Origin of the sequence: Mycobacterium senriense, from assembly GCF_019668465.1 — a bacterium.
GTDB lineage: Bacteria > Actinomycetota > Actinomycetes > Mycobacteriales > Mycobacteriaceae > Mycobacterium > Mycobacterium senriense.
Window position 1 is genome coordinate 3,615,588 of sequence record NZ_AP024828.1, and the last position, 23,282, is coordinate 3,638,869.

Annotated in this window: 18 protein-coding genes; all 18 read left to right on the forward strand. The window is 67.5% G+C overall.

The annotated features are described in order from the left end of the window. The first annotated feature begins 11 nt into the window (after nt 1–11). The 18 genes from clpX to proB all read left to right on the forward strand — a co-directional run bounded on the left by clpX (nt 12) and on the right by proB (nt 23,265). Nucleotides 12–1,292, forward strand: a complete 1,281-nt coding sequence (clpX, locus tag MTY59_RS17300) for an ATP-dependent Clp protease ATP-binding subunit ClpX (RefSeq protein WP_007774153.1) — start codon at nt 12–14, stop codon at nt 1,290–1,292. Nucleotides 1,293–1,601: 309 nt separating this feature from the next. Next, nucleotides 1,602–3,557, forward strand: a complete 1,956-nt coding sequence (locus tag MTY59_RS17305) for a 2-oxoacid:acceptor oxidoreductase subunit alpha (RefSeq protein ID WP_221046492.1) — start codon at nt 1,602–1,604, stop codon at nt 3,555–3,557. A 58-nt stretch (nt 3,558–3,615) separates the two neighbouring features. Then, complete coding sequence (locus tag MTY59_RS17310) at nt 3,616–4,707, forward strand: 2-oxoacid:ferredoxin oxidoreductase subunit beta (protein WP_221042236.1); 1,092 nt, start codon at nt 3,616–3,618, stop codon at nt 4,705–4,707. A gap of 13 nt (nt 4,708–4,720) precedes the next feature. Continuing rightward, entirely contained in the window at nt 4,721–5,326 is a 606-nt protein-coding gene (mobA, locus tag MTY59_RS17315; protein WP_221042237.1) for a molybdenum cofactor guanylyltransferase, read from the forward strand. Nucleotides 5,327–5,589: 263 nt separating this feature from the next. Further along, the gene (locus MTY59_RS17320; RefSeq protein WP_431190724.1) at nt 5,590–6,981 is read left to right on the forward strand and encodes an ISNCY family transposase; all 1,392 of its coding nucleotides are present in this window, start codon (nt 5,590–5,592) and stop codon (nt 6,979–6,981) included. 995 nt (nt 6,982–7,976) lie between these two features. Continuing rightward, on the forward strand, nt 7,977–8,540 hold the full coding sequence (locus MTY59_RS17325; RefSeq protein ID WP_221042238.1) for a transglycosylase family protein: 564 nt from the start codon (nt 7,977–7,979) through the stop codon (nt 8,538–8,540). 121 nt (nt 8,541–8,661) lie between these two features. Next, nucleotides 8,662–9,918: a saccharopine dehydrogenase family protein gene (locus MTY59_RS17330; protein WP_221042239.1), complete on the forward strand. Its 1,257-nt coding sequence runs from the start codon at nt 8,662–8,664 to the stop codon at nt 9,916–9,918. 113 nt (nt 9,919–10,031) lie between these two features. Next, a complete protein-coding gene (locus MTY59_RS17335; RefSeq protein ID WP_221042240.1) occupies nt 10,032–10,631 on the forward strand; it encodes a DUF937 domain-containing protein in 600 nt (199 codons plus the stop codon). 170 nt (nt 10,632–10,801) lie between these two features. After that, on the forward strand, nt 10,802–11,413 hold the full coding sequence (locus MTY59_RS17340) for a LysM peptidoglycan-binding domain-containing protein (RefSeq protein WP_221042241.1): 612 nt from the start codon (nt 10,802–10,804) through the stop codon (nt 11,411–11,413). Between the two features lie 77 nt (nt 11,414–11,490). After that, nucleotides 11,491–14,148, forward strand: coding sequence for a valine--tRNA ligase (locus tag MTY59_RS17345; protein WP_221042242.1), 2,658 nt, complete (start codon nt 11,491–11,493; stop codon nt 14,146–14,148). A gap of 7 nt (nt 14,149–14,155) precedes the next feature. After that, entirely contained in the window at nt 14,156–15,646 is a 1,491-nt protein-coding gene (gene folC / locus MTY59_RS17350; RefSeq protein ID WP_250160582.1) for a bifunctional tetrahydrofolate synthase/dihydrofolate synthase, read from the forward strand. Next, nucleotides 15,643–16,023: a DUF4233 domain-containing protein gene (locus MTY59_RS17355; protein WP_221042243.1), complete on the forward strand. Its 381-nt coding sequence runs from the start codon at nt 15,643–15,645 to the stop codon at nt 16,021–16,023. The genes folC and MTY59_RS17355 overlap by 4 nt, the downstream gene beginning before the upstream one ends. Before the next feature lie 87 nt (nt 16,024–16,110). Next, the gene (gene ndk, locus MTY59_RS17360; RefSeq protein WP_221042244.1) at nt 16,111–16,521 is read left to right on the forward strand and encodes a nucleoside-diphosphate kinase; all 411 of its coding nucleotides are present in this window, start codon (nt 16,111–16,113) and stop codon (nt 16,519–16,521) included. Nucleotides 16,522–16,854: 333 nt separating this feature from the next. Further along, the gene (gene rne, locus MTY59_RS17365; RefSeq protein WP_221042245.1) at nt 16,855–19,740 is read left to right on the forward strand and encodes a ribonuclease E; all 2,886 of its coding nucleotides are present in this window, start codon (nt 16,855–16,857) and stop codon (nt 19,738–19,740) included. 222 nt (nt 19,741–19,962) lie between these two features. Further along, nucleotides 19,963–20,274 (forward strand): 50S ribosomal protein L21, encoded by a 312-nt coding sequence (gene rplU, locus MTY59_RS17370; RefSeq protein ID WP_007769829.1) that lies wholly within the window; start codon nt 19,963–19,965, stop codon nt 20,272–20,274. Nucleotides 20,275–20,289: 15 nt separating this feature from the next. Then, nucleotides 20,290–20,556 carry a 50S ribosomal protein L27 gene (gene rpmA / locus MTY59_RS17375; RefSeq protein ID WP_008255217.1) on the forward strand — a complete coding sequence of 89 codons (267 nt, stop codon included), beginning with the start codon at nt 20,290–20,292 and terminating at the stop codon, nt 20,554–20,556. Nucleotides 20,557–20,617: 61 nt separating this feature from the next. Continuing rightward, nucleotides 20,618–22,066: a GTPase ObgE gene (gene obgE, locus MTY59_RS17380; RefSeq protein ID WP_221042246.1), complete on the forward strand. Its 1,449-nt coding sequence runs from the start codon at nt 20,618–20,620 to the stop codon at nt 22,064–22,066. A 92-nt stretch (nt 22,067–22,158) separates the two neighbouring features. Beyond that, on the forward strand, nt 22,159–23,265 hold the full coding sequence (proB, locus tag MTY59_RS17385; RefSeq protein ID WP_221046495.1) for a glutamate 5-kinase: 1,107 nt from the start codon (nt 22,159–22,161) through the stop codon (nt 23,263–23,265). Nucleotides 23,266–23,282 lie beyond the last annotated feature (17 nt).

Consider the following 23,282-nt stretch of genomic DNA (forward strand, 5'->3'; position numbering starts at 1 on the left):
CCCTCAGCACCATGGCGCGCATCGGAGACGGCGGTGACCTGTTGAAGTGCTCGTTCTGCGGGAAGAGCCAGAAGCAGGTCAAGAAGCTCATTGCTGGCCCCGGTGTGTACATCTGCGATGAATGCATCGATCTCTGCAACGAGATCATCGAAGAGGAGCTCGCCGACGCCGACGACGTGAAGCTTGACGAACTCCCCAAGCCGATCGAGATCCGGGAGTTCCTCGAGGGATACGTCATCGGGCAGGACACCGCCAAGCGGACCCTGGCCGTGGCCGTCTACAACCACTACAAGCGGATCCAGGCCGGTGAAAAGGGCCGGGACTCGCGGCACGAGCCGGTCGAGCTGACCAAGTCCAACATCTTGATGCTCGGACCGACCGGCTGCGGCAAGACCTACCTGGCCCAGACGCTCGCCAAGATGCTCAACGTCCCGTTCGCCATCGCCGACGCCACCGCCCTGACCGAAGCCGGTTACGTCGGTGAGGACGTCGAGAACATCTTGCTCAAGCTGATCCAGGCGGCCGACTACGACGTCAAGCGCGCCGAGACCGGCATCATCTACATCGATGAGGTCGACAAGATCGCCCGTAAGAGCGAGAACCCGTCGATCACCCGCGACGTCTCCGGAGAAGGCGTCCAGCAGGCCCTGCTGAAGATCCTGGAAGGCACCCAGGCCTCGGTTCCCCCGCAGGGTGGGCGCAAGCACCCGCACCAGGAGTTCATCCAGATCGACACCACCAACGTGCTGTTCATCGTCGCCGGGGCCTTCGCGGGCCTGGAGAAGATCATCTACGAGCGGGTCGGCAAGCGCGGCCTGGGCTTCGGCGCCGAGGTGCGCTCCAAGGCGGAGATCGACACCACCGACCACTTCTCCGACGTGATGCCCGAAGACCTGATCAAGTTCGGCCTGATCCCCGAGTTCATCGGCCGGCTGCCGGTGGTCGCGTCCGTCACCAACCTGGACCGCGAGTCGCTGGTCAAGATCCTGTCCGAGCCGAAGAACGCGCTGGTCAAGCAGTACACCCGGCTCTTCGAAATGGACAACGTGGAGCTCGAGTTCAGCGACGACGCCCTGGAAGCGATCGCCGACCAGGCGATCCACCGCGGCACCGGCGCCCGTGGCCTGCGGGCCATCATGGAAGAGGTCCTGCTGCCGGTGATGTATGACATCCCGAGCCGCGACGACGTCGCGAAGGTCGTGGTGACCAAGGAGACCGTCCAGGACAACGTCTTGCCGACGATCGTGCCGCGCAAGCCTTCCCGTTCCGAGCGCCGGGACAAGAGCGCCTAAGTCCGTCCAGTATCCCCGCGGGACCAATTACCGACCGCCTCCTCGCGTGCTTTGCTGCCCGTGCGACGTGCATTGACGTGACCAACGCCACAGTTTGCTGGGCTACTGATCAGTAGCACGTCGCTGACGTGGTCTTTTGGCAGCCGACGCGGCTGAGATGACGGCTCAGGGACGGCGATGGCGACCGTAAATCAGTGCCATAATTGATACTTCCAGTGACATCAAACCGAGACGGCCGGAAAGTCACTTTCACGGGCGTAATCTAGGTTGCGCAGTGTCTGTCCGGTGAGCAAAGTGGAGGGCAAAGACGTGGATCCGAACGGCAGCGGAGCCGGATCAGACTCACAGAATGGGGCTTCGCCCAACGGATCTGCCCGTCAGCGCCTCGAACAAGTCGTCATTCGCTTCGCCGGGGACTCCGGCGACGGCATGCAGCTCACCGGTGACCGCTTCACATCCGAGGCAGCGCTTTTCGGCAACGACCTGGCCACCCAGCCCAACTATCCCGCCGAGATCCGCGCCCCTGCAGGCACGCTGCCCGGCGTCTCGTCCTTCCAGATTCAGATTGCCGACTACGACATCCTGACCGCCGGCGACCGGCCCGACGTCCTCGTCGCGATGAATCCCGCTGCGCTCAAAGCCAACATCGGTGACCTGCCCCGCGGTGGAATGGTGATCGCGAACTCCGACGAGTTCACCAAGCGCAACCTGACCAAGGTCGGCTACGTCACCAACCCGCTTGAGACCGATGAGTTGTCGGACTACGTGGTGCATTCCGTCGCGATGACCACGCTGACGCTCGGGGCGGTCGAGACGATCGGCGCGACGAAGAAGGACGGCCAGCGCGCCAAGAACATGTTCGCGCTGGGCCTGCTGTCGTGGATGTACGGGCGGCCGATCGAAACCAGCGAGAAGTTCATCCGGGAGAAGTTCGCCCGCAAGCCCGAGGTCGCCGAGACCAACGTGCTGGCGCTGAAGGCGGGCTGGAACTACGGCGAAACGACCGAGGCCTTCGGCACCACCTACGAGGTGTCCCGGGCGACCCTGCCGTCGGGCGAATACCGCCAGATCTCGGGCAACACCGCCCTGGCGTACGGCATCGTGGCGGCCGGTCAGCTGGCGGACATTCCGGTCATGCTCGGCAGCTACCCGATCACGCCGGCCTCCGACATCCTGCACGAGCTGTCCAAGCACAAGAACTTCAACGTCGTGACCTTCCAGGCCGAGGACGAGATCGGTGGCATCTGCGCCGCCATCGGCGCCTCGTACGGCGGCGTGCTGGGCGTCACCACCACCTCCGGCCCCGGCATCTCGCTCAAGTCCGAGGCGCTCGGGCTGGCCGTGATGACCGAGCTGCCGCTGCTCGTCGTCGACGTGCAGCGCGGCGGGCCCTCGACCGGGCTGCCCACCAAGACCGAGCAGGCCGACCTGCTGCAGGCGTTGTTCGGGCGCAACGGCGAGTCACCGGTCGCGGTGCTGGCCCCGCGCTCACCCTCGGATTGCTTCGAGACCGCGCTCGAGGCGGCCCGCATCGCGGTGTCCTACCACACCCCGGTGATCGTCTTGTCCGACGGCGCGATCGCCAATGGGTCAGAGCCCTGGCGCATTCCGGACGTCAGCACGCTGCCGCGCATCACGCACACCTTCGCCAAGCCAGACGAGCCGTTCCAGCCCTACGCGCGTGACCCGGAGACGCTGGCGCGGCAATTCGCCGTGCCCGGCACCCCGGGGCTCGAGCACCGCATCGGAGGGCTGGAAGCGGCGAACGGCTCCGGCAACATCTCCTACGAGCCGGTCAACCACGACCTGATGGTCCGGTTGCGCCAGGCCAAGATCGACGGGATCTCGGTACCCGATCTGGAGGTCGACGACCCGACCGGCGACGCCGAACTGCTGCTGATCGGCTGGGGCAGCTCGTACGGCCCGATCGGTGAGGCCTGCCGGCGCGCGCGGCGCAAGGGCATCAAGGTGGCGCACGCCCACTTGCGCTACCTCAACCCCTTCCCGGCCAATCTGGGCGAGGTGCTGCGGCGCTACCCGCAGGTAGTGGCGCCGGAAATGAACCTGGGTCAGCTCGCGTTCCTGCTGCGTGGCAAGTACCTGGTGGACGTGCAATCGGTGAGCAAGGTGCAGGGTGTCGCATTCCTGGCCGACGAGATCGGTCGCGTCATCCGCGCCGCGCTGGGCGGGACGCTGGCCGAAGTGGAGAACGACAAGACGATGGTCGCCAAGATGGCGGCAGCAACGGTTGGAGCCGGCGCATGAGCTCAGTGGTTCCGGCCGGCAACAACATAGAGCGAAGCGATGAGGAGGAGCGGCGCTCGTGACTGACGTGATCGGCAACCTGGCGGGCAAAGACCTCGGTGTGACTGCGAAGTTGACCAAAAACGACGGGGTCCCCACCACGGACCAGCCGCAGAAGTCCAAGGACTTCACCAGTGACCAAGAGGTCCGTTGGTGCCCGGGCTGCGGCGACTACGTCATCCTCAACACCATCCGCAACTTCCTGCCCGACCTCGGGCTGCGTCGCGAGAACATCGTGTTCATCAGCGGCATCGGCTGCTCGAGCCGCTTCCCGTACTACCTCGAGACCTACGGCTTTCACTCGATCCACGGCCGCGCACCGGCCATCGCCACCGGTTTGGCGCTGGCCCGCGAGGACCTCTCGGTCTGGGTGGTCACCGGTGACGGTGACGCGCTGTCGATCGGCGGTAACCATCTGATCCACGCGCTGCGCCGCAACGTCAACATCACCATCCTGCTGTTCAACAACCGGATCTACGGTCTGACCAAGGGTCAGTACTCGCCGACATCAGAGGTCGGCAAGGTCACCAAGTCGACCCCGATGGGATCGCTGGACCACCCGTTCAACCCGGTGTCGCTGGCGCTGGGCGCCGAGGCGACCTTCGTCGGCCGCGCGCTGGACTCCGACCGCAACGGACTGACCGAGGTGCTGCGCGCCGCCGCCGGGCACCGGGGCGCCGCCGTGGTCGAGATCCTGCAGGACTGCCCGATCTTCAACGACGGCTCGTTCGACGCGCTGCGCAAGGAAGGCGCCGAGGAGCGGGTCATCAACGTCCGCCACGGCGAGCCAATTGTGTTCGGCGCCAACGGCGAATACTGCGTGGTGAGGTCGGGCTTCGGCCTGGAGGTGGCCAAGACGGCCGACGTGTCGGTCGACGAGATCGTGGTGCACGACGCGCACAGCGACAACTCGGCCTACGCCTTCGCCCTGTCCCGGTTGTCGGACCAGAACCTGGATCACACCGTGCTGGGCATCTTCCGCAACATCAGCCGGCCCACCTACGACGACGCGGCACGCGCACAGGTGCAGGCCGCCCAGTCGGCGAAGGCTTTCGACTCCGCCGCGCTGCAATCGCTGCTGCGCGGGCGCGACACCTGGACCGTCGACTGACGTGGGCGACCAGATGCCCGACACAGAGAAAAAGGCCGGGTCGCTAGCGGGCATCGTGCTGGCTGGCGGTGAATCGCGGCGCATGGGCCGCGACAAGGCCACCCTGCCCGGTCCCGGCGGCGCCGCCACGCTCCTCGAATACGTCGCGGGGGTCCTCGCGCAGCGCTGCGAGCCGGTTTTCGTGATGGCCGCGCCGGGCCAACCGTTGCCCGCGGTGCAGGCGCAGGTCGTCCGCGACGAGGTGCGCGGCCAGGGTCCGCTGCCGGCGACCGGACGCGGACTGCGGGCGGCGGCCGAGGCGGGCGCCCGGTATGCCTTCGTCTGCGCCGTCGACATGCCGCTGCTGTCGGCGGAATTGATCGATGAGCTGGTGCAACTGGCCACCGAGACCAACGCCGAGATCGTGTTGCCATGGGACGGCCGCAGCCACTACCTGGCCGCGGTATACCGCACCGATCTGGCCGCGCGGATCGACGGTTTGGTGGCCGCCGGCGCGCGTTCCATGCGTGCCCTGATCGACGCCTCGGACGCACAGCAGATCGTGCTGCCGGAATCGCGCTTCCTGGCCAACGTCAACACGGAGAGCGACCTGCTCGCTCTGGCGCAGTTGCGGAGCTGACTCCGGAACGCCGGCCGATCGAGCCGGCGGACTCTACATTTCGACAATTCGACGCCACTGACAACGCGCCGTAAACACGGCATTCGTTATTTGGGTATCTGGAATTTTGCACCGCACAATTTCGGCATTACGGAGCCACGTCATTCCGAATATTTGCTAGCTACTTCGACCTGAAAAAGTCGGGGTGTGGCGGTGGCTGAAGTGGCCGTTGTTTGACGAGATGATGGCCTCGAACCCTTGGGCAAGAAGGGATCGAGGCCATCGTGCTGAGAACTTTAAACGACCAGCCGTCGTTGTGGGACGCGATACTGCCGTCGGAGCTGCTGGTGTTGCCCGACGAATTGGCGCGGGTGGACAGGCTGCTCGACGACCCAGCGTTCTTCGCGCCTTTCGTGTCGTTTTTCGACGCACGAATGGGGCGTCCGTCGGTACCGATGGAGACCTATCTGCGGATGATGTTCCTGAAGTTCCGTTACGGGCTGGGTTATGAGTCGCTGTGTCGTGAGGTGGGTGATTCGATTTCCTGGCAACGGTTTTGCCGAATCCCGTTCGGCACACGGGTCCCGCATCCGACCACGTTGATGAAGCTGACCCGCCGGTGCGGCGATGCTGCGGTGGCCGGGCTCAACGATGCGCTGTTGGCCAAAGCCACCGAGCGCAAATTGCTGCGAACCGACAAGGTCCGTGCGGATACCACCGTGGTGCCAGCGGCGGTGGCCTATCCGACCGACTCGGGTTTGTTGGCCAAGGCCGTGGGCAGCATCGCTGGCACGATCACGCGTATTCAAGCCGCCGGCGGAGCGACGCGCACCCGGGTGCGCGACCGCAGTCGCTCCGCGGGGCAGCGGGCCCGTTCGATCGCGGCCAAGCTGCGTCTGCGCGGTGCAGCGGCGCGCGAGGAGGGCCAGGCTGCGGTGCTGCGGATTACCGGGGATCTGGCCGGTATCGCCGAATCGACGGTGCGTGATGCCCAGGCGGTGCTGCGCAACGCCCGACGGAGTCTGCCCACCGCGACCGGTCGGCGTTGCGGCCAATTGCGCCGAGCGATCAATGACCTCGATACGCTGTTGCAACGCACCGCTCTAGTGGTGGCTCAGACCCGCAGCCGGCTGGCCGGAGTGATGCCTGATTCAGCGACCCGGATGGTCAGTTTCCATGACGTCGATGCCCGCCCCATCCGCAAGGGTCGGCTCGGTAAGCCGGTGGAGTTCGGTTACAAAGCCCAGGTCGTAGACAACGCCGACGGGGTCATCCTCGACCACACAGTCGAGACCGGAAACCCTGCTGATGCACCGCAATTGGTGCCGGCCATCGCACGCATAACAGAACGCACCGGTGGTGCACCAACAGCGGTGACTGCTGATCGCGGCTATGGATACGCGTCGGTGGAAACCGAACTGCACGACCTCGGGGTTCGCCGCGTCGCGATCCCGCGTGCCAATAAGCCCAGTGCCACCCGCCGGGAGTTCGAACACCGAAGAGCATTCCGCACCAAGATCAAATGGCGAACCGGATGTGAAGGCCGGATCAACCACCTCAAACGCAGCTACGGTTGGAACCGCACCGAGTTGACCACCCTGACGGGAGCTCGAACCTGGTGCGGACACGGAGTCTTCGCCCACAACCTGGTCAAGATCAGCGCCCTGGCCGCATGAACAGCGCAGACCAGCAGCCCGATCGACCAGCCTCGGCCGTCAGCTCGAGCGCCCTCAGACCATCAACCGTTTTTCAGGTCGAAGTAGCTAGGGCATCGCGATCTGTTGTGGCAGTGGCGATTTGAGGATCTTTCCATTGTGTCTGGCGGATTGGGCGGCTCACCGTGCCCGCGGCATCGGCTAAGAGGGGAAAGCCATTTCAGCAAAATCGACTTGTTGAGATCGCGGCCGCCGTCGATCGGCATTACTCGGTGGGCGGAGGTCGATGGTGATTCCGCGACTTTGCGGGAGTGCTCGAAAGCGGTTGCGGTCGTGCATTATCAGCGAAATAGGTTGCCGGGCAGTGCAATACGTTGCCGGTATGGCAGACGCGGTCGCGCGCGATGTCATCAATTGAACTGAACTGGCGCGCAGCATAAGTCGATATCATCCGGCGTTCTTGATCGCCGGCTTGCGAGGGTGCCTTGCGTCATGCGTGCCTTGCGGTACTCTGCGCTGGTTTGCGGCGGCTCGTTCGGATCCATTGAAGCGCTGGCCAATCGGCGGCAGCACGGCAAATAAACGTGCGCCAGCTCACAAAACCCAGGTGATTCGGCTCACCATTTGTTTGGCCGAACTGGCCGAGCGTCGATTCGGAAAACGCCGCCATGACCTGCCCAAATGGACGGGCTACCACGGTGTGATCGGGTCGTTATCGAAACGAGATATCCGATTTCCGGAGATGACGAATGCGCCGGGTTCTTCTACGGTCCCTGTTAGCCCACAACGGGTTACGGAAGAGTAATCAATAATTGAATCCACGGACCCGCGTGCGAGCGGTGCCACGGACGGCGAAAGCCCGACCGTGGTCGGTGGGTAACACCCACCGGGCAGACTTGGCCCGCCGCTGCCGTGCCTGACCCAGACGGCACGTTTCAAAGCAGGCATCAACCAGACAGCTTCAGCCCACATCCGTGGGCTTGCTTTGGCGCGCGCGCACCGCGAAAGGAACAAACTTGCAGAACGTCCGAAAGACGCTCATTCTTGCCGCGGTCACGGGCACGCTCGTGACCATCCCGTCGGCCACCGCGCACGCGGACGAGGTACCGGCGGGCTTCGACCCCAACGCGCCGGCCGCCGCCGGCCCCGCCCCGGACGCTCCGCCGCCCCCGGCTCCGGACGCTCCGCCGCCGCCGGCCCCGGACGCTCCGCCGCCGCCGGCCCCGGACGCTCCGCCGCCGCCGGCTCCGGACGCCCCGCCGCCGCCGGCCCCGGACGCTCCGCCGCCGCCGGCCCCGGATGCGCCGCCGCCTGGCCCGGACGTCCCGCCGCCTCCCGCCCACCGCGCGTACAGCGTGAACTGGGATGCCATCGCGCAGTGCGAGTCGGGTGGCAACTGGGGAATCAGCACCGGTAACGGCTTCTCCGGCGGCCTGCAGTTCACCCCGAGCACCTGGCGCGCCAACGGTGGGGCGGGTTCCCCGTCCGGCGCGAGCCGCGACGAGCAGATCCGGGTCGCCGAGAACGTGTTGCACTCGCAGGGCATCGGCGCGTGGCCGGTCTGCGGCCGCCGCGGCTGAGCCGCAGCCGCAATCGACGGCTTCGCTGTCATAGTCATACATATAAGAAGTGCCGGGCCTCGTGCCCGGCACTTCTTAGCTCCAGGGGGTGCGAGGCCCGGCGTCGGGTAGCGTCGGGCCCGTGACCGCAACGCCGCGCGAATTCGACATTGTGCTGTACGGGGCGACCGGTTTCGTCGGGAAACTCACCGCCGAATACCTGGCCGGCTCGGCACCGGACAGGCGGATCGCGCTGGCCGGCAGATCGGCCGACCGGTTGCGCGCCGTCCGCGACACTCTCGGCGACAGCGCGCAGTCGTGGCCCATCCTGAGCGCCGACGCGTCGTCGCCCTCGACGCTCGATGAGATGGCGGCCCGCACCCAGGTCGTCATCACCACGGTCGGGCCCTACACCCGCTACGGGTTGCCGCTGGTGGCCGCCTGCGCCGGCGCAGGCACCGACTACGCCGACCTGACCGGCGAAGCGATGTTCGTCCGCGAAAGCATCGACCTGTACCACAAGCAGGCCGCGGACACCGGGGCCCGCATCGTGCACGCCTGCGGATTCGATTCCGTCCCTTCGGACCTAAGCGTGTATGCGCTGTACCGGGCGGCGCGGGACGACGGCGCGGGAGAGCTCGGCGACACCGACCTGGTGGTCCGCTCCTTCTCCGGCGGCGTGTCCGGCGGAACCGTCGCGTCGATGCTGGAGGTGCTCGACACCGCCTCCCGCGATCCCGACGCCCGCCGCCAGCTCGCCGACCCGTACACGCTGACCACCGACCGCGGTGCCGAACCCGATATCGGCCCCCAGCCCGATCTGCCCTGGCGTCGGGGTCGTCGGATCGCGCCGGAGCTGACCGGATTGTGGACGTCGGGCTTCCTGATGGCTCCCTACAACACCCGAATTGTGCGGCGCAGCAACGCATTGCTGGACTGGGCCTACGGACGCCAGTTGCGGTACAGCGAAAGCATGAGCCTGGGCTCGTCGCCGCTGGCTCCGGTGGCATCCGCGGTGGTGGGCGGGGTCGGCGCGGCGACCTTCGGATTGGGCAGCCGGTATTTCCGGCTGCTGCCACGCAAACTGGTGGAGCGCATCGTGCCCAAACCCGGAACCGGTCCGAGCCAGGCTGCCTGCGAACGCGGCTACTACCGGATCGAGACCTTCACCACCACAACCACCGGTGCCCGTTACGTGGCGCGCATGGAACAGCGCGGCGACCCGGGCTATAAGGCGACCTCGGTATTGCTGGGGGAGTGCGGCCTCGCGCTAGCCGTGGATCGCGACAAGCTCCCGGATCTGCACGGCGTTCTCACCCCCGCGGCCGCGATGGGCGACGCGCTGCTGGACCGGTTCCCCGCCGCGGGCGTGACATTGGAGGTCGAGCGGCTGGGTTAGTGACCCGGTTGCGTTGCGCGGCCCACAGCGAGGGCTGTCGTGTGGGACCGCATGAGTCTAGTGTCGTATCTGACTTGGCTCATACATCCAGCAATAAAGGCGGGTGACCCCCGATGGCCGGTCTTGATGATCTGTACGCCCAGATCCCCACATCTGAAATCGCGACAAGGCTTGGCGTGAACGAAGACGAAGTCGTCGGCGCGGTTCACACACTGGTGCCGGTGCTGCTGAGCGGCCTTCACCAGAACTCACAGGATCCCGCGGCGGCGGACCGGATCGAGTCCGCTGCCACGAGTCACGCCGCCCGTGGCCTGCTCGACGCCGGCGGGGATGTCGACCAGGTTGATGCGGGCGACGGCCGGCAGGCGATCGCAACGATCTTCGGTGGCAACGACGCCGATCAAGTCGCGTCGGCGCTGGCCAAGGGAGGCGCCGGTAACAGCGACATGCTCAAACAGTTGCTGCCGGTCTTGGTCCCGATCGTGTTGGCATACATCGGAAAACAGTTGAATCCGGCGGGGCAGGGGTCGCCGGAAACGGTCCCTCGGACGACGCAGGCCGCTTCGGGTGGCGCCCTGGGCGAAGTTCTGGGCAGCATCCTCGGTGCCGGCTCCGGTGACAAATCGTTTGGCGGCATTCTCGGAAACGTGTTGGGCGGCAAGGGCGGTGCGTTGGGCGACATCCTCGGTGGGTTGCTCGGCGGCAAGAAGTAACCCAGCGCCGCAACACCACGCGGGGTCTTCATCGGTATTCCCGGGTGGTTTCGATTGCGTCGAGGGAGGGATGTCCAGGCCCCAAATAAAAGATCGAACAGTCCCTAGCGGGTACGAGCAATGTTCGGCCTTGGCGTGGCCGGACTGCGTTGATGAGAGAGGTAATTGCTATGTCAGACACGCTTACTGGTGGTCAAAAGCTTGTGCGCGGGGAATCGCTCGCCTCGAACAACGGCGCCTACACCTTGACCCTGGAGGACGACGGCAACTTGGTGCTGGCCTCGCGAGGTCAGGCTTTGTGGTCGACGTCGACCGAGGGCCAAAATGTGGTGCGCGCCGAGGTGCAACCCGACGGCAACTTCGTCCTCTACACGGCGGATAAACCGGTCTGGCATACCGACACCAAGGGCAAGAAGGACGTCAAACTCGTGCTTCAAGACGACCGCAACTTGGTGCTGTATGCCTCCGACGGGCCGGCATGGTCGACGCACACAGAGACCGACAACCCGCCGCCACCGGCACCCGAGGCCGCCGCCGAAGAACCTGCCGCGCAGACCGAGGATGCCGCCGAGGAGGCCCCAGCCGAGGTCGCCGCGGAGCCGGCCCCAGAGCCAGAGCCAGAGCCCGCGGCGCGGACCTACACCGTCGCCTCCGGCGACACCCTGTGGGCGATCGCGGAGCGCTTCTACGGTGACGGCAATCGATATCAAGCGATCGCCGACGCCAGCGGCATCTCCAACCCCGACCTGATTCAGCCCGGTCAAGTGCTCACGATTCCCTGATCACCTCACAACCAACCCCGCCACCTGGGGGTTCGGGCGCTTACATCGAGGTAAACACCGCTCCCTAGAATTGACGGGTGACCGCCAGCCGCAGCCCCGCCACCGACCTGCCCAAGTCGTGGGATCCCGCTGCGGCCGAAAGCGCGATCTACCAGAAATGGGTGGACGCGGGCTACTTCACGGCGGACCCCGGCAGCACCAAGCCGGGGTATTCGATTGTGCTGCCGCCGCCGAACGTGACCGGCAGCCTGCACATGGGCCACGCGCTCGAGCACACCATGATGGACGCCCTGACCCGGCGCAAGCGGATGCAGGGTTACGAGGTGCTGTGGCAGCCGGGCATGGACCACGCCGGCATCGCGACGCAGAGCGTGGTGGAAAAGCAACTCGCGGTCGACGGCAAGACCAAAGAGGACTTCGGCCGAGAGCTGTTCATCGAAAAGGTGTGGGACTGGAAGCGGGAGTCCGGCGGCGCCATCGGCGGCCAGATGCGCCGCCTCGGCGACGGCGTGGACTGGAGCCGCGACCGCTTCACCATGGACGAGGGCCTGTCGCGGGCGGTCCGCGCGATCTTCAAGCGCCTCTACGACGCCGGACTGATCTATCGGGCCGAGCGGCTAGTCAACTGGTCGCCCGTGCTGCAGACGGCGATTTCGGACATCGAGGTCGACTATCAAGAGGTCGAAGGCGAGCTGGTCTCGTTCCGCTACGGCTCGATGGACGACTCGCAACCACATATCGTGGTGGCCACCACCCGGATGGAAACGATGCTCGGTGACACCGCGATCGCGGTGCATCCCGACGACGAACGCTACCGGCACCTGGTCGGCACCAGCCTGCCGCACCCGTTCGTGGACCGTCAGCTGGTGGTGGTCGCCGACGAGCACGTCGATCCCGAGTTCGGCACCGGCGCAGTGAAAGTCACACCCGCACACGACCCCAATGACTTCGAGATCGGCCTGCGTCATCAGCTGCCGATGATCTCGATCATGGACACCAAGGGCCGGATCATCGACACCGGAACCCAATTCGACGGCATGGACCGATTCCAGGCCAGGGTCGCGGTGCGCGAGGCGCTGGCGGCCGAGGGCCGGATCACCGAGGAGAAGCGACCGTACCTGCACAGCGTCGGACATTCCGAGCGCAGCGGCGAGCCGATCGAACCACGCCTTTCCCTGCAGTGGTGGGTCAGGGTGGAATCGCTTGCCAAGGCCGCCGGAGACGCGGTGCGCAACGGGGACACCGTGATCCACCCCGCCAGCCTGGAACCGCGCTGGTTCGCCTGGGTCGACGACATGCACGACTGGTGCATCTCGCGCCAGCTGTGGTGGGGCCACCGCATCCCGATCTGGTACGGCCCCAACGGTGAACAGCGTTGCGTCGGTCCCGACGAGACGCCGCCGGAGGGTTGGGAGCAGGACCCCGACGTGCTGGACACCTGGTTCTCCTCGGGGCTGTGGCCGTTCTCCACGTTGGGCTGGCCCGACAAGACCCCAGAGCTCGAAAAGTTCTATCCCACAAGCGTTCTCGTCACCGGTTATGACATTCTGTTTTTCTGGGTAGCCAGGATGATGATGTTCGGCACCTTCGTCGGCGACGACGAGGCCATCACCCTGGACGGTCGCCGCGGTCCGCAGGTGCCGTTCACCGATGTCTTCCTGCACGGGCTGATCCGCGACGAGTCGGGCCGCAAGATGAGCAAGTCCAAGGGCAACGTCGTCGACCCGCTGGACTGGGTGGACGAGTTCGGGGCCGACGCGCTGCGCTTCACGCTGGCCCGCGGCGCCAGCCCGGGTGGCGACCTGGCGGTCGGCGAGGACCATGTCCGCGCGTCGCGCAACTTCTGCACCAAGCTGTTCAACGCCACCCGCTACGCGTTACTCAACGGCGCGAGGCTGGCCTCGCTGCCCGCGGCGGCCGAGCTCACCGACGCCGACCGGTGGATTCTCGGGCGACTGGAAGAGGTTCGCGCGGAGGTTGATTCGGCGTTCGACAGCTACGAGTTCAGTCGCGCCTGCGAGGCGCTGTACCACTTCGCGTGGGACGAATTCTGTGACTGGTACGTCGAATTGGCCAAGACGCAACTGGCCGAAGGGATCACGCACACCACGGCCGTGCTGGCGGCGACGCTGGACACCCTACTGCGGTTGCTGCACCCGGTGATCCCCTTCATCACCGAGGCGCTGTGGCAGGCACTGACCGGCGACGAGGCCCAAGAGTCGCTGGTGATCGCCGACTGGCCGCAGTCGTCCGGGATCAGGCTGGACCAGGTTGCCGCACAGCGGATCACCGACATGCAGAAGCTGGTGACAGAGGTGCGCCGGTTCCGCAGCGATCAGGGACTGGCGGACCGGCAGAAGGTGCCGGCCCGGATGACCGGCGTCGACGAAGCCGACCTGGGCACCCAGGTGAGCGCGGTGACGTCGCTGGCGTGGCTCACCGCCGCGGGCCCGGATTTTCGCCCGTCGGCGTCGGTGGAGGTGCGGCTCAGCGGCGGCACCGTCGTCGTCGAGCTCGACACCTCCGGCACCATCGACGTCGCCGCCGAACGTCGCCGGCTGGAGAAGGATCTGGCCGCGGCGCACAAGGAGCTGGCATCGACCACCGCCAAATTGGCCAACGACGAATTCCTGGGCAAGGCCCCGCAAAACGTCGTCGACAAGATTCGCGATCGGCAGCGCCTGGCCCAGGAGGAAGCCGAGCGGATCAACGCGCGGCTAGCCGGGCTGCAGTGAGGGTTCGATGACCGAGCCGCCCGACTGGCCGCAGGACCCCGACTGGCCGCAGGACCCCGACTGGCCGCAGGACGAGGCGCCCGCCGAGATCCCCGACCCGGCACCCACCCCGGACGAGATCGCGTCGCTGTTGCAGGTCGAGCACCTGCTGGACCAGCGCTGGCCGGAGACCAAGATCGAGCCGAGCCTGACCCGGATCAGCGCGCTGATGGACCTGCTGGGCTCGCCGCAACTGGCCTACCCGTCTATCCATGTCGCGGGCACCAACGGCAAGACCTCGGTGGCGCGGATGATCGACGCGCTGATCACCGCGTTCGGTCAGCGCACCGGGCGCACCACCAGCCCGCACCTGCAATCGGCGGTGGAACGCATCTCGATCGACGCCAAGCCGATCAGCCCGGCGCAATACGTGGCGACGTATCGCGAGATCGAGCCGTTCGTCCAGATGGTCGACGCGCAGTCGCAGGCCGACGGCGGGCCCGCGATGAGCAAGTTCGAGGTGCTGACCGCCATGGCGTTCGCCGCGTTCGCCGATGCCCCCGTCGACGTCGCCGTGGTCGAGGTGGGCATGGGCGGCCGCTGGGATGCCACCAACGTGATCAACGCCCCTGTCGCGGTCATCACCCCGATCTCCATCGACCACGTCGAATACCTGGGCGACGATCTCGCCGCCATTGCGGGGGAAAAGGCCGGCATCATCACCCGGGCGCCCGAGGGTGCACCCGATACCGTCGCGGTCATCGGGCGTCAGGCCCCCGAGGCGATGGAGGTGCTGTTGACCCGGACCGTGCAAGCCGACGCCGCGGTGGCCCGCGAGGACTCCGAATTCGCCGTCCTGGGTCGTCAGGTCGCGATCGGCGGGCAGGTGTTGCAGCTGCAGGGCCTGGGCGGGGTGTATTCCGATGTCTACCTGCCGCTGCACGGCGAACATCAGGCGCACAACGCTGCGCTGGCCCTCGCGGCCGTTGAGGCGTTCTTCGGCGCCGGTGCGCAGCGTCAGCTCGACGTCGAGGCGGTGCGCGCCGGTTTCGCCGCCGTCGCCAGCCCCGGCCGGCTGGAGCGGATGCGCAGCGCACCCACGGTGTTCCTCGACGCTGCGCACAATCCCGCCGGTGCCGCCGCGCTGGCGCAGACCCTGGCCGACGAATTCGACTTCCGCTATCTAGTCGGGGTGCTCAGCGTGCTCACGGACAAAGACGTCGACGGCATCCTGGCCGCTTTGCAGCCGGTGTTCGACGCTGTCGTGGTGACCCACAACGGATCCCCGCGGGCGCTCGACGTCGAGTCGTTGGCCCTGGCGGCGCGCGAGCGGTTCGGGCCCGACCGGGTGAGCACCGCCGAGAACCTGCGCGACGCCATCGACGTCGCGACCGCACTGGTCGACGAGGCCGCGGTGGACGGACCAGGCGAAGCCTTCTCCGGCACCGGCATCGTCATCACCGGGTCGGTGGTGACCGCCGGGGCGGCGCGGACCCTGTTCGGTCGTGATCCGCAATGACGGACGCGCCCGAGAACCCCGAGGAGCGCACCCCGGCGCCGGCGGCCGACCCCTGGCGCAGCTTCGGCGCGGTGATGGCCCTGACGCTGTTTCTGGAAGCGATCGTGGTGCTTTTGGCGATCCCGGTGGTGGGCGCGGTCGGCGGCGGCCTGACGACGGCGTCGCTGGTCTACCTGATCGGGCTGGCCGTGCTGCTGATCCTGATGGCCGGGGTGCAGCGCAAACCCTGGGCGATCTGGGCCAACCTCGGCGTGCAGGTGATCCTGCTCGCCGGCTTCGCCGTCTACCCGGGGGTGGGGTTCATCGGTGTGCTGTTCACCGGGCTGTGGGCCTTGATCGCCTACTTCCGGGCCGAGGTTCGGCGCAGGCAGCAATAGGCCGGCAGCAGCCGCGGAAAATCGCCCGAGCGGGGCCCGGCCGCTCTCGCCCGACCCCGTGCCGCCCGGTTATGTACGCTGTCCGCCGTGACCGAACGGACATTGGTACTGATCAAGCCCGACGGCGTGCAGCGGCAGCTGGTGGGGGAGATCATCGGCCGCATCGAGCGCAAGGGGCTTTCCATCGCTGCGCTGGAGCTGCGGCCCGTCGGCCGCGAGCTCGCCACCCAGCACTACGCGGAACACGACGGCAAGCCCTTCTTCGAGTCGCTGCTGGAGTTCATCACATCGGGACCGGTGGTGGCGGCCATCGTGGAGGGGCCGCGAGCGATCGCGGCGTTTCGGCAGCTCGCGGGTGGTACCGACCCGGTGGAGAAGGCGATCCCCGGCACGATCCGCGGTGATTTCGGGCTGGAGACCCAGTTCAATCTGGTGCACGGGTCGGATTCGGTCGAGTCCGCGAAGCGCGAAATCGCGCTCTGGTTTCCCGACGCCTAGAGCTGCGGCGACCCGGTCTCGACCGACTTTGCTGACGCGGGCCGCATCAGGTGTGGCTGGGTCGGCCGCGTGATGTGGGATACTGGTCTCGGGTGAACGTCGCCGGACCGGCGTCAGACACCCGAATGAAGACTTAGACAAGCGCGACCATAGCCCCGTCGCCTTGGTTCGCTGCATGTCAGGCCGTCATTCAGCACGGCGCCGAGTGGGTCCTGATCCTGGGCCGCTCGGGGCGAGACCATATACAAGCCCGGGAGAAGTGGCCCGGGCACATAGTGAAGCCCTCGCGTGGCCGCGTCGCAACAGACGCGCCCGGGGGCTTGAGGAGAATACGTGGTAGACGGTGCACCGACTGCAGACCCATCAGAAGAATCGACTCGGCCCGAGGAACTGCCGGACCGCTTAAGAGTTCATTCGCTGGCCCGGACGCTGGGAACCACCAGCAAGCGCGTACTGGACGCACTGAGCGAGCTGGACGGGCGAATCCGCAGCGCGCATTCCACCGTGGATCGCGACGACGCGGTCCGGGTGCGCGACCTGCTGGCGTCCGCGCAGGCCCCGGCGAGCGCGAAGGACGCGGACAGCGCACCGCCGGCCGGCGGCGGCGCGGAGGCCGAGGAACCCGAATCCCGGCTGCTGCTCGAGACCCCGGACAACGCCGACGAGCGTCCGCATTACATGCCGCTGTTCGTCGCGCCGCAGCCGATCGATGCCCGCGAGGAGGACGCCGGCGCCGACGACAGCGCCGACTCCGACGATTCCGACGGCGACGACGACGAGCAGTCCGACCGGCCGTCCAACCGGCGGCGGCGCCGCGGCCGTCGCGGCCGTGGCCGCGGTCGCGGTGAGCAGGGCGGATCCGACGGCCAGGGCGACGACGGTGACGACGATGAGGGGCAACCGCGGGGCAAGAAGGGCGGCCAAGCCGACTCCGAGGACTCCGACGCCCAGGATTCCGACGACTCCGACGACTCCGACGATTCCGACGATTCCGACAACGGTGACGACGGTTCGGCGGACGGCGGCAACCGCCGCCGACGCAGGCGCCGGCGGCGCAAGTCCGGATCGGGCGACGACAACGACGAGAGCTCATCGCCGGACGACCCGCCCAACACCGTGGTACACGAGCGGTCGCCCCGCAGCGGCAAGGGCGGCGGAGATGACTCCGGCGGCTCGAACAACGAGATCAAGGGCATCAACGGCTCCACCCGGCTGGAGGCCAAGCGGCAGCGGCGCCGCGACGGCCGCGACGCCGGGCGGCGCCGCCCCCCGGTGCTGACCGAGGCCGAATTCCTGACCCGTCGCGAGGCCGTCGAGCGGATGATGGTCGTGCGCGACCGGGTCCGCACCGAGCAGCCGCACCAGGGGGCGCGTTACACCCAGATCGCGGTGCTCGAGGACGGCATCGTCGTCGAGCACTTCGTCACCTCGGCCGCATCGGCCTCCCTGGTGGGCAACATCTACCTGGGCATCGTGCAGAACGTGCTGCCATCGATGGAGGCGGCGTTCGTCGACATCGGCCGCGGCCGCAACGGTGTGCTCTACGCCGGCGAGGTCAACTGGGAAGCCGCCGGACTCGGCGGCTCCGACCGCAAGATCGAACAAGCGCTCAAGCCCGGCGACTATGTCGTCGTCCAGGTCAGCAAGGACCCGGTCGGGCACAAGGGCGCCCGGCTGACCACCCAGGTGTCGCTGGCGGGCCGCTACCTGGTCTACGTGCCGGGGGCGTCGTCGACCGGGATCAGCCGCAAGCTGCCCGACACCGAGCGCCAGCGGCTCAAAGACATCCTGCGCGAAGTCGTGCCGTCCGACGCCGGGGTGATCATCCGGACCGCGTCCGAGGGCGTCAAGGAAGAGGACATCCGCAGCGACGTCACCCGCCTGCAGGAGCGCTGGAAGCAGATCGAGGCCAAGGCGATCGAGATCAGAGAGAAGGCGGCCGGCTCCGCGGTGGCCCTCTACGAAGAGCCCGACGTGCTGGTCAAGGTGATCCGCGACCTGTTCAACGAGGACTTCGCCGGCCTCATCGTCTCCGGTGACGAGGCCTGGACCACGATCAACGATTACGTGAATTCCGTTGCCCCCGATCTGGTTTCGAAGCTGACCAAGTACGACGCGCCCGCCGGGCCGGAAGGGCAGGCCGGGCCGGACGTGTTCGCGGTGCACCGCATCGACGAGCAGCTGGCCAAGGCGATGGAGCGCAAGGTGTGGCTGCCATCGGGCGGCACGCTGGTGATCGACCGGACCGAGGCCATGACGGTGGTCGACGTCAACACCGGCAAGTTCACCGGGTCCGGGGGGAACCTCGAACAGACCGTCACCAAGAACAACCTCGAGGCGGCCGAGGAGATCGTGCGCCAGCTGCGGCTGCGCGACATCGGCGGAATCGTGGTCATCGACTTCATCGACATGGTGCTGGAGTCCAACCGGGATCTGGTGCTCCGGCGGCTGACCGAGGCGCTGGCCCGCGACCGCACCCGCCATCAGGTGTCCGAGGTGACGTCGCTCGGTTTGGTCCAGCTGACCCGCAAGCGGTTGGGCACCGGCCTCATCGAAGCCTTCTCGACGTCGTGCTCGAACTGTGGCGGGCGCGGCATCCTGCTGCACACCGACCCGGTGGATTCGGCCCCGTCGAACGGGCGCAAGTCCGAATCCGGTGGGGGTGGCCGCCGAAGCAGGCGCAAGAAGAACAAGACCGAAGAGCAGGTGGTGGCCAAGGTGCCCACCCACGCTCCCGGCGAGCACCCGATGTTCAAGGCGATGGCCGCCGGCTCCTCCACGCAGTCCGAGGACGACGAGTCCGACGAGACCATCGAAGAAGTCGACGAGCTCGACCAGCAGAAGGCGGGGCGCGCCCGCGGCGTCGCGGACACCGATGAAGAGGACTTCGACGACACCGACGACGAGGACACCGACGATGACGACACCGACGACGAGGACTCGGACGACGATTCGGATGACGAGGACTCGGACGACGACGATTCGGACGATGACGACGACCTCGACGACGATGACGACGACATCGACGACGAAGAGGACCTCGGCGAGGATGACGAGGACCTCGAGCTCGACGACGACGATTTGGACACCGAGGACGACGATTCGGACGACACCGACGCCGGGCAGGCCACCGCCGGGGCCGGCGAGGCCGACTCGGGACGCCCCAGGCGCCGGCGGGCTGCGGGCCGGCCGGCCGGCCCGCCGATCCACGCGGACTGACCGGGCTGACCGGAAGGCGCCGGTCGTGTCCGGTTTGACCCTGTAGCCGCTGGTCACGTACCCTTGGACAGTTGTCGTCAGACCGGGTGAGGAAACTTTGGCCGGCGGCAGCGGGACTCCCGGGGAATCGGCGCAGGCCCGCAACCCAGACCCACCACGCGCACCGCGGTTGGTGCGCGCGCGACGCGCAGAGCAGCGGCTAGCAGAAGGAGCAGAGCGACGATGGCGACCTACGCAATCGTGAAGACGGGCGGCAAGCAGTACAAGGTCGCCGTCGGGGACGTGGTCAAGGTCGAGAAGCTCGAATCCGAGCCCGGCTCGAACGTGTCGCTGCCGGTCGCCCTGGTGGTGGACGGCGCCAAGGTGACCACCGACGCGGCCGCGCTGGCCAAGGTCGCGGTGACCGGCGAGGTGCTCGAGCACACCAAGGGCCCCAAGATCCGTATCCACAAGTTCAGGAACAAGACCGGCTACCACAAGCGTCAGGGGCACCGTCAGCAGCTGACGGTCCTGAAGGTCACCGGAATCAAGTAGCGGAGGCGACAGAACATGGCACACAAGAAGGGCGCTTCCAGCTCGCGCAACGGTCGCGATTCCGCCGCGCAGCGGCTGGGCGTGAAGCGATTCGGCGGCCAGGTCGTCAAGGCGGGCGAGATCATCGTTCGCCAGCGCGGCACCAAGTTCCACCCGGGCGTGGGTGTTGGGCGCGGCGGGGACGACACGCTGTTCGCCAAGGAGGCCGGCGCCGTCGAGTTCGGCATCAAGCGCGGCCGCAAGACCGTCAACATCGTGGCGGCCGGACAAGCCACCGACTGACCCGTGTTTCCGGGCCCAGCCCGGTGATTTCGGCGCCCGGTGGTAGGTGAGAGGATTCACAATGCCTCGGTTCGTCGACCGCGTCGTCATCCATGCGCGCGCCGGTGCCGGGGGTAACGGCTGTGCCTCGGTCCATCGCGAGAAGTTCAAGCCGCTCGGCGGCCCCGACGGCGGCAATGGCGGCCGCGGCGGCAGCATTGTCTTCGTCGTCGACCCGCAGGTGCACACCCTGCTCGACTTCCATTTCCATCCGCACGTCACCGCGCCCTCGGGCAAGCAGGGGATGGGCAACAATCGCGACGGCGCCGCCGGCGCCGACCTGGAAGTCAAGGTGCCCGACGGCACCGTCGTCCTCGACGAGAACGGTCGGCTGCTGGCCGATCTGGTCGGCGCGGGCACCCGCTTTGAAGCCGCCGCGGGCGGACGCGGCGGGTTGGGCAACGCCGCCCTCGCATCGCGGGCGCGCAAGGCGCCCGGCTTCGCGCTGCTGGGCGAACAAGGCCAGACCCGCGACCTGACCCTGGAACTCAAGACCGTCGCCGACGCCGGCCTGATCGGTTTCCCCTCGGCCGGCAAATCGTCGCTGGTGTCGACGATCTCGGCGGCCAAACCCAAGATCGCCGACTACCCGTTCACCACGCTGGTTCCCAACCTCGGCGTGGTGTCGGCGGGGGAGCACACCTTCACCGTCGCCGACGTACCCGGCCTGATCCCGGGCGCGTCCGAGGGCCGCGGCCTGGGGCTGGACTTCCTCCGGCACATCGAGCGATGCGCCGTGCTGGTGCACGTCGTCGACTGCGCCACCGCGGAACCCGGCCGCGACCCCATCTCCGATATCGACGCGCTGGAGGCCGAACTCGCCGCGTACACGCCCACCCTGCAAGGGGATGCGACGCTGGGTGATCTGGCCGAGCGGCCCCGCGCGGTGGTGCTCAACAAGATCGACGTGCCCGAGGCGCGCGAGCTCGCCGAATTCGTCCGTGACGAGATCGCCGAGCGCGGCTGGCCGGTGTTCCTGGTGTCGACTGTCGCGCGAGAAGGTCTGCAGCCGTTGATCTTCGGGTTATGGAAGATGATCTCGGAATACAAGGCCGCCCAGCCGGAGGTCGTGCCGCGCCGCCCGGTGATACGTCCGGTTCCCGTCGACGACAGCGGCTTTCGCGTCGAGCCGGATCCGCAGCAGCCGGGTGCCTTCGTGGTCAGCGGTGCGCGCCCCGAACGATGGATCCGTCAGACCAACTTCGACAACGACGAGGCGGTCGGATACCTGGCCGACAGGCTGGCGCGCCTCGGTGTCGAAGAGGAATTGCTGCGGCTGGGGGCGCGACCGGGCTGCGAAGTGACCATCGGCGACATGACGTTCGATTGGGAGCCGCAAACGCCTGCCGGACAACAGGTTGCGCTGTCGGGACGCGGAACCGACGCGCGGTTGGAGCGCACCGACCGCGTCGGCGCCGCCGAACGCAAGGCCGCCCGGCGCCAGCGCCGCGAACACGGTGAGGAATCGTGACCGCCGGCGGCGATGCAGAGCGTAGCGATGAGGTGGGGGCACGCCCCCACAAGTGGGAGGTACCCCCACCCGCTTGCGGGGGAGAGCGGCGCATCGTAAGCGCCCACCGCGACGTCATCCGCAATGCGCGCAGCCTGGTGGTCAAGGTGGGGACCAACGCGCTGACCACACCCGCGGGAGTGTTCGACGCCGGCCGGTTGGCCGGACTCGTCGACGCGATCGAGGCGCGGATGAAGGCGGATACCGACGTCGTCATCGTGTCATCGGGAGCCATCGCCGCCGGCATCGAGCCGCTCGGATTATCCCGTCGCCCCAGGGATTTGGCGACGAAGCAGGCCGCGGCCAGCGTCGGTCAGGTGGCGCTGGTGAATTCGTGGAGCGCCGCGTTCGCCCGCTATGGCCGCACGGTCGGACAGGTGTTGCTGAGCGCGCACGACATCTCGATGCGGGCCCAGCACACCAACGCCCAGCGCACACTGGATCGGCTGCGCGCACTGCACGCGGTGGCGATCGTCAACGAGAACGACACCGTGGCCACCAACGAGATCCGGTTCGGTGACAACGACCGGCTCTCGGCGCTGGTAGCCCACCTGGTCGGCGCCGAGGCGTTGGTGTTGCTGTCCGACATCGACGGGCTCTACGACTCGGATCCGCGAAAGACCGACGGCGCCAGGTTCATCTCGGAGGTGTCGGGCTCCGCGGACCTGATCGGTGTAATCGCCGGGCCCGGAAGCGATTTGGGTACTGGCGGGATGACCTCGAAGATGTCGTCGGCGCTCCTTGCCGCGGACGCCGGTGTGCCGGTGCTACTGGCCGCAGCGGCCGACGCCGCGACCGCGCTCACCGACGCGTCGGTCGGCACGGTGTTCGCCGCGCGCCCGGTACGAATGTCGGCGCGGCGGTTCTGGGTGCGTTACGCCGCCGAGGCGGCCGGGGAGCTGACCCTGGACGAGGGGGCGGTGCGCGCGGTGGTGCGCCAGCGTCGCTCACTGCTGCCCGCCGGGATCACCGCGGTGGCCGGGCGGTTCTACGCCGGAGACGTCGTCGAATTGCGCGACCCGGACGCGGTGATGGTGGCCCGTGGCGTGGTCGCCTACGACGCGGCCGAACTGGCCACCATGATGGGCCGCTCAACCTCTGAGCTGCCGGGCGAGTTGCGTCGGCCCGCGGTGCACGCCGACGACCTGGTGGCGGTGTAGACGCGCTTCGGCGCTTT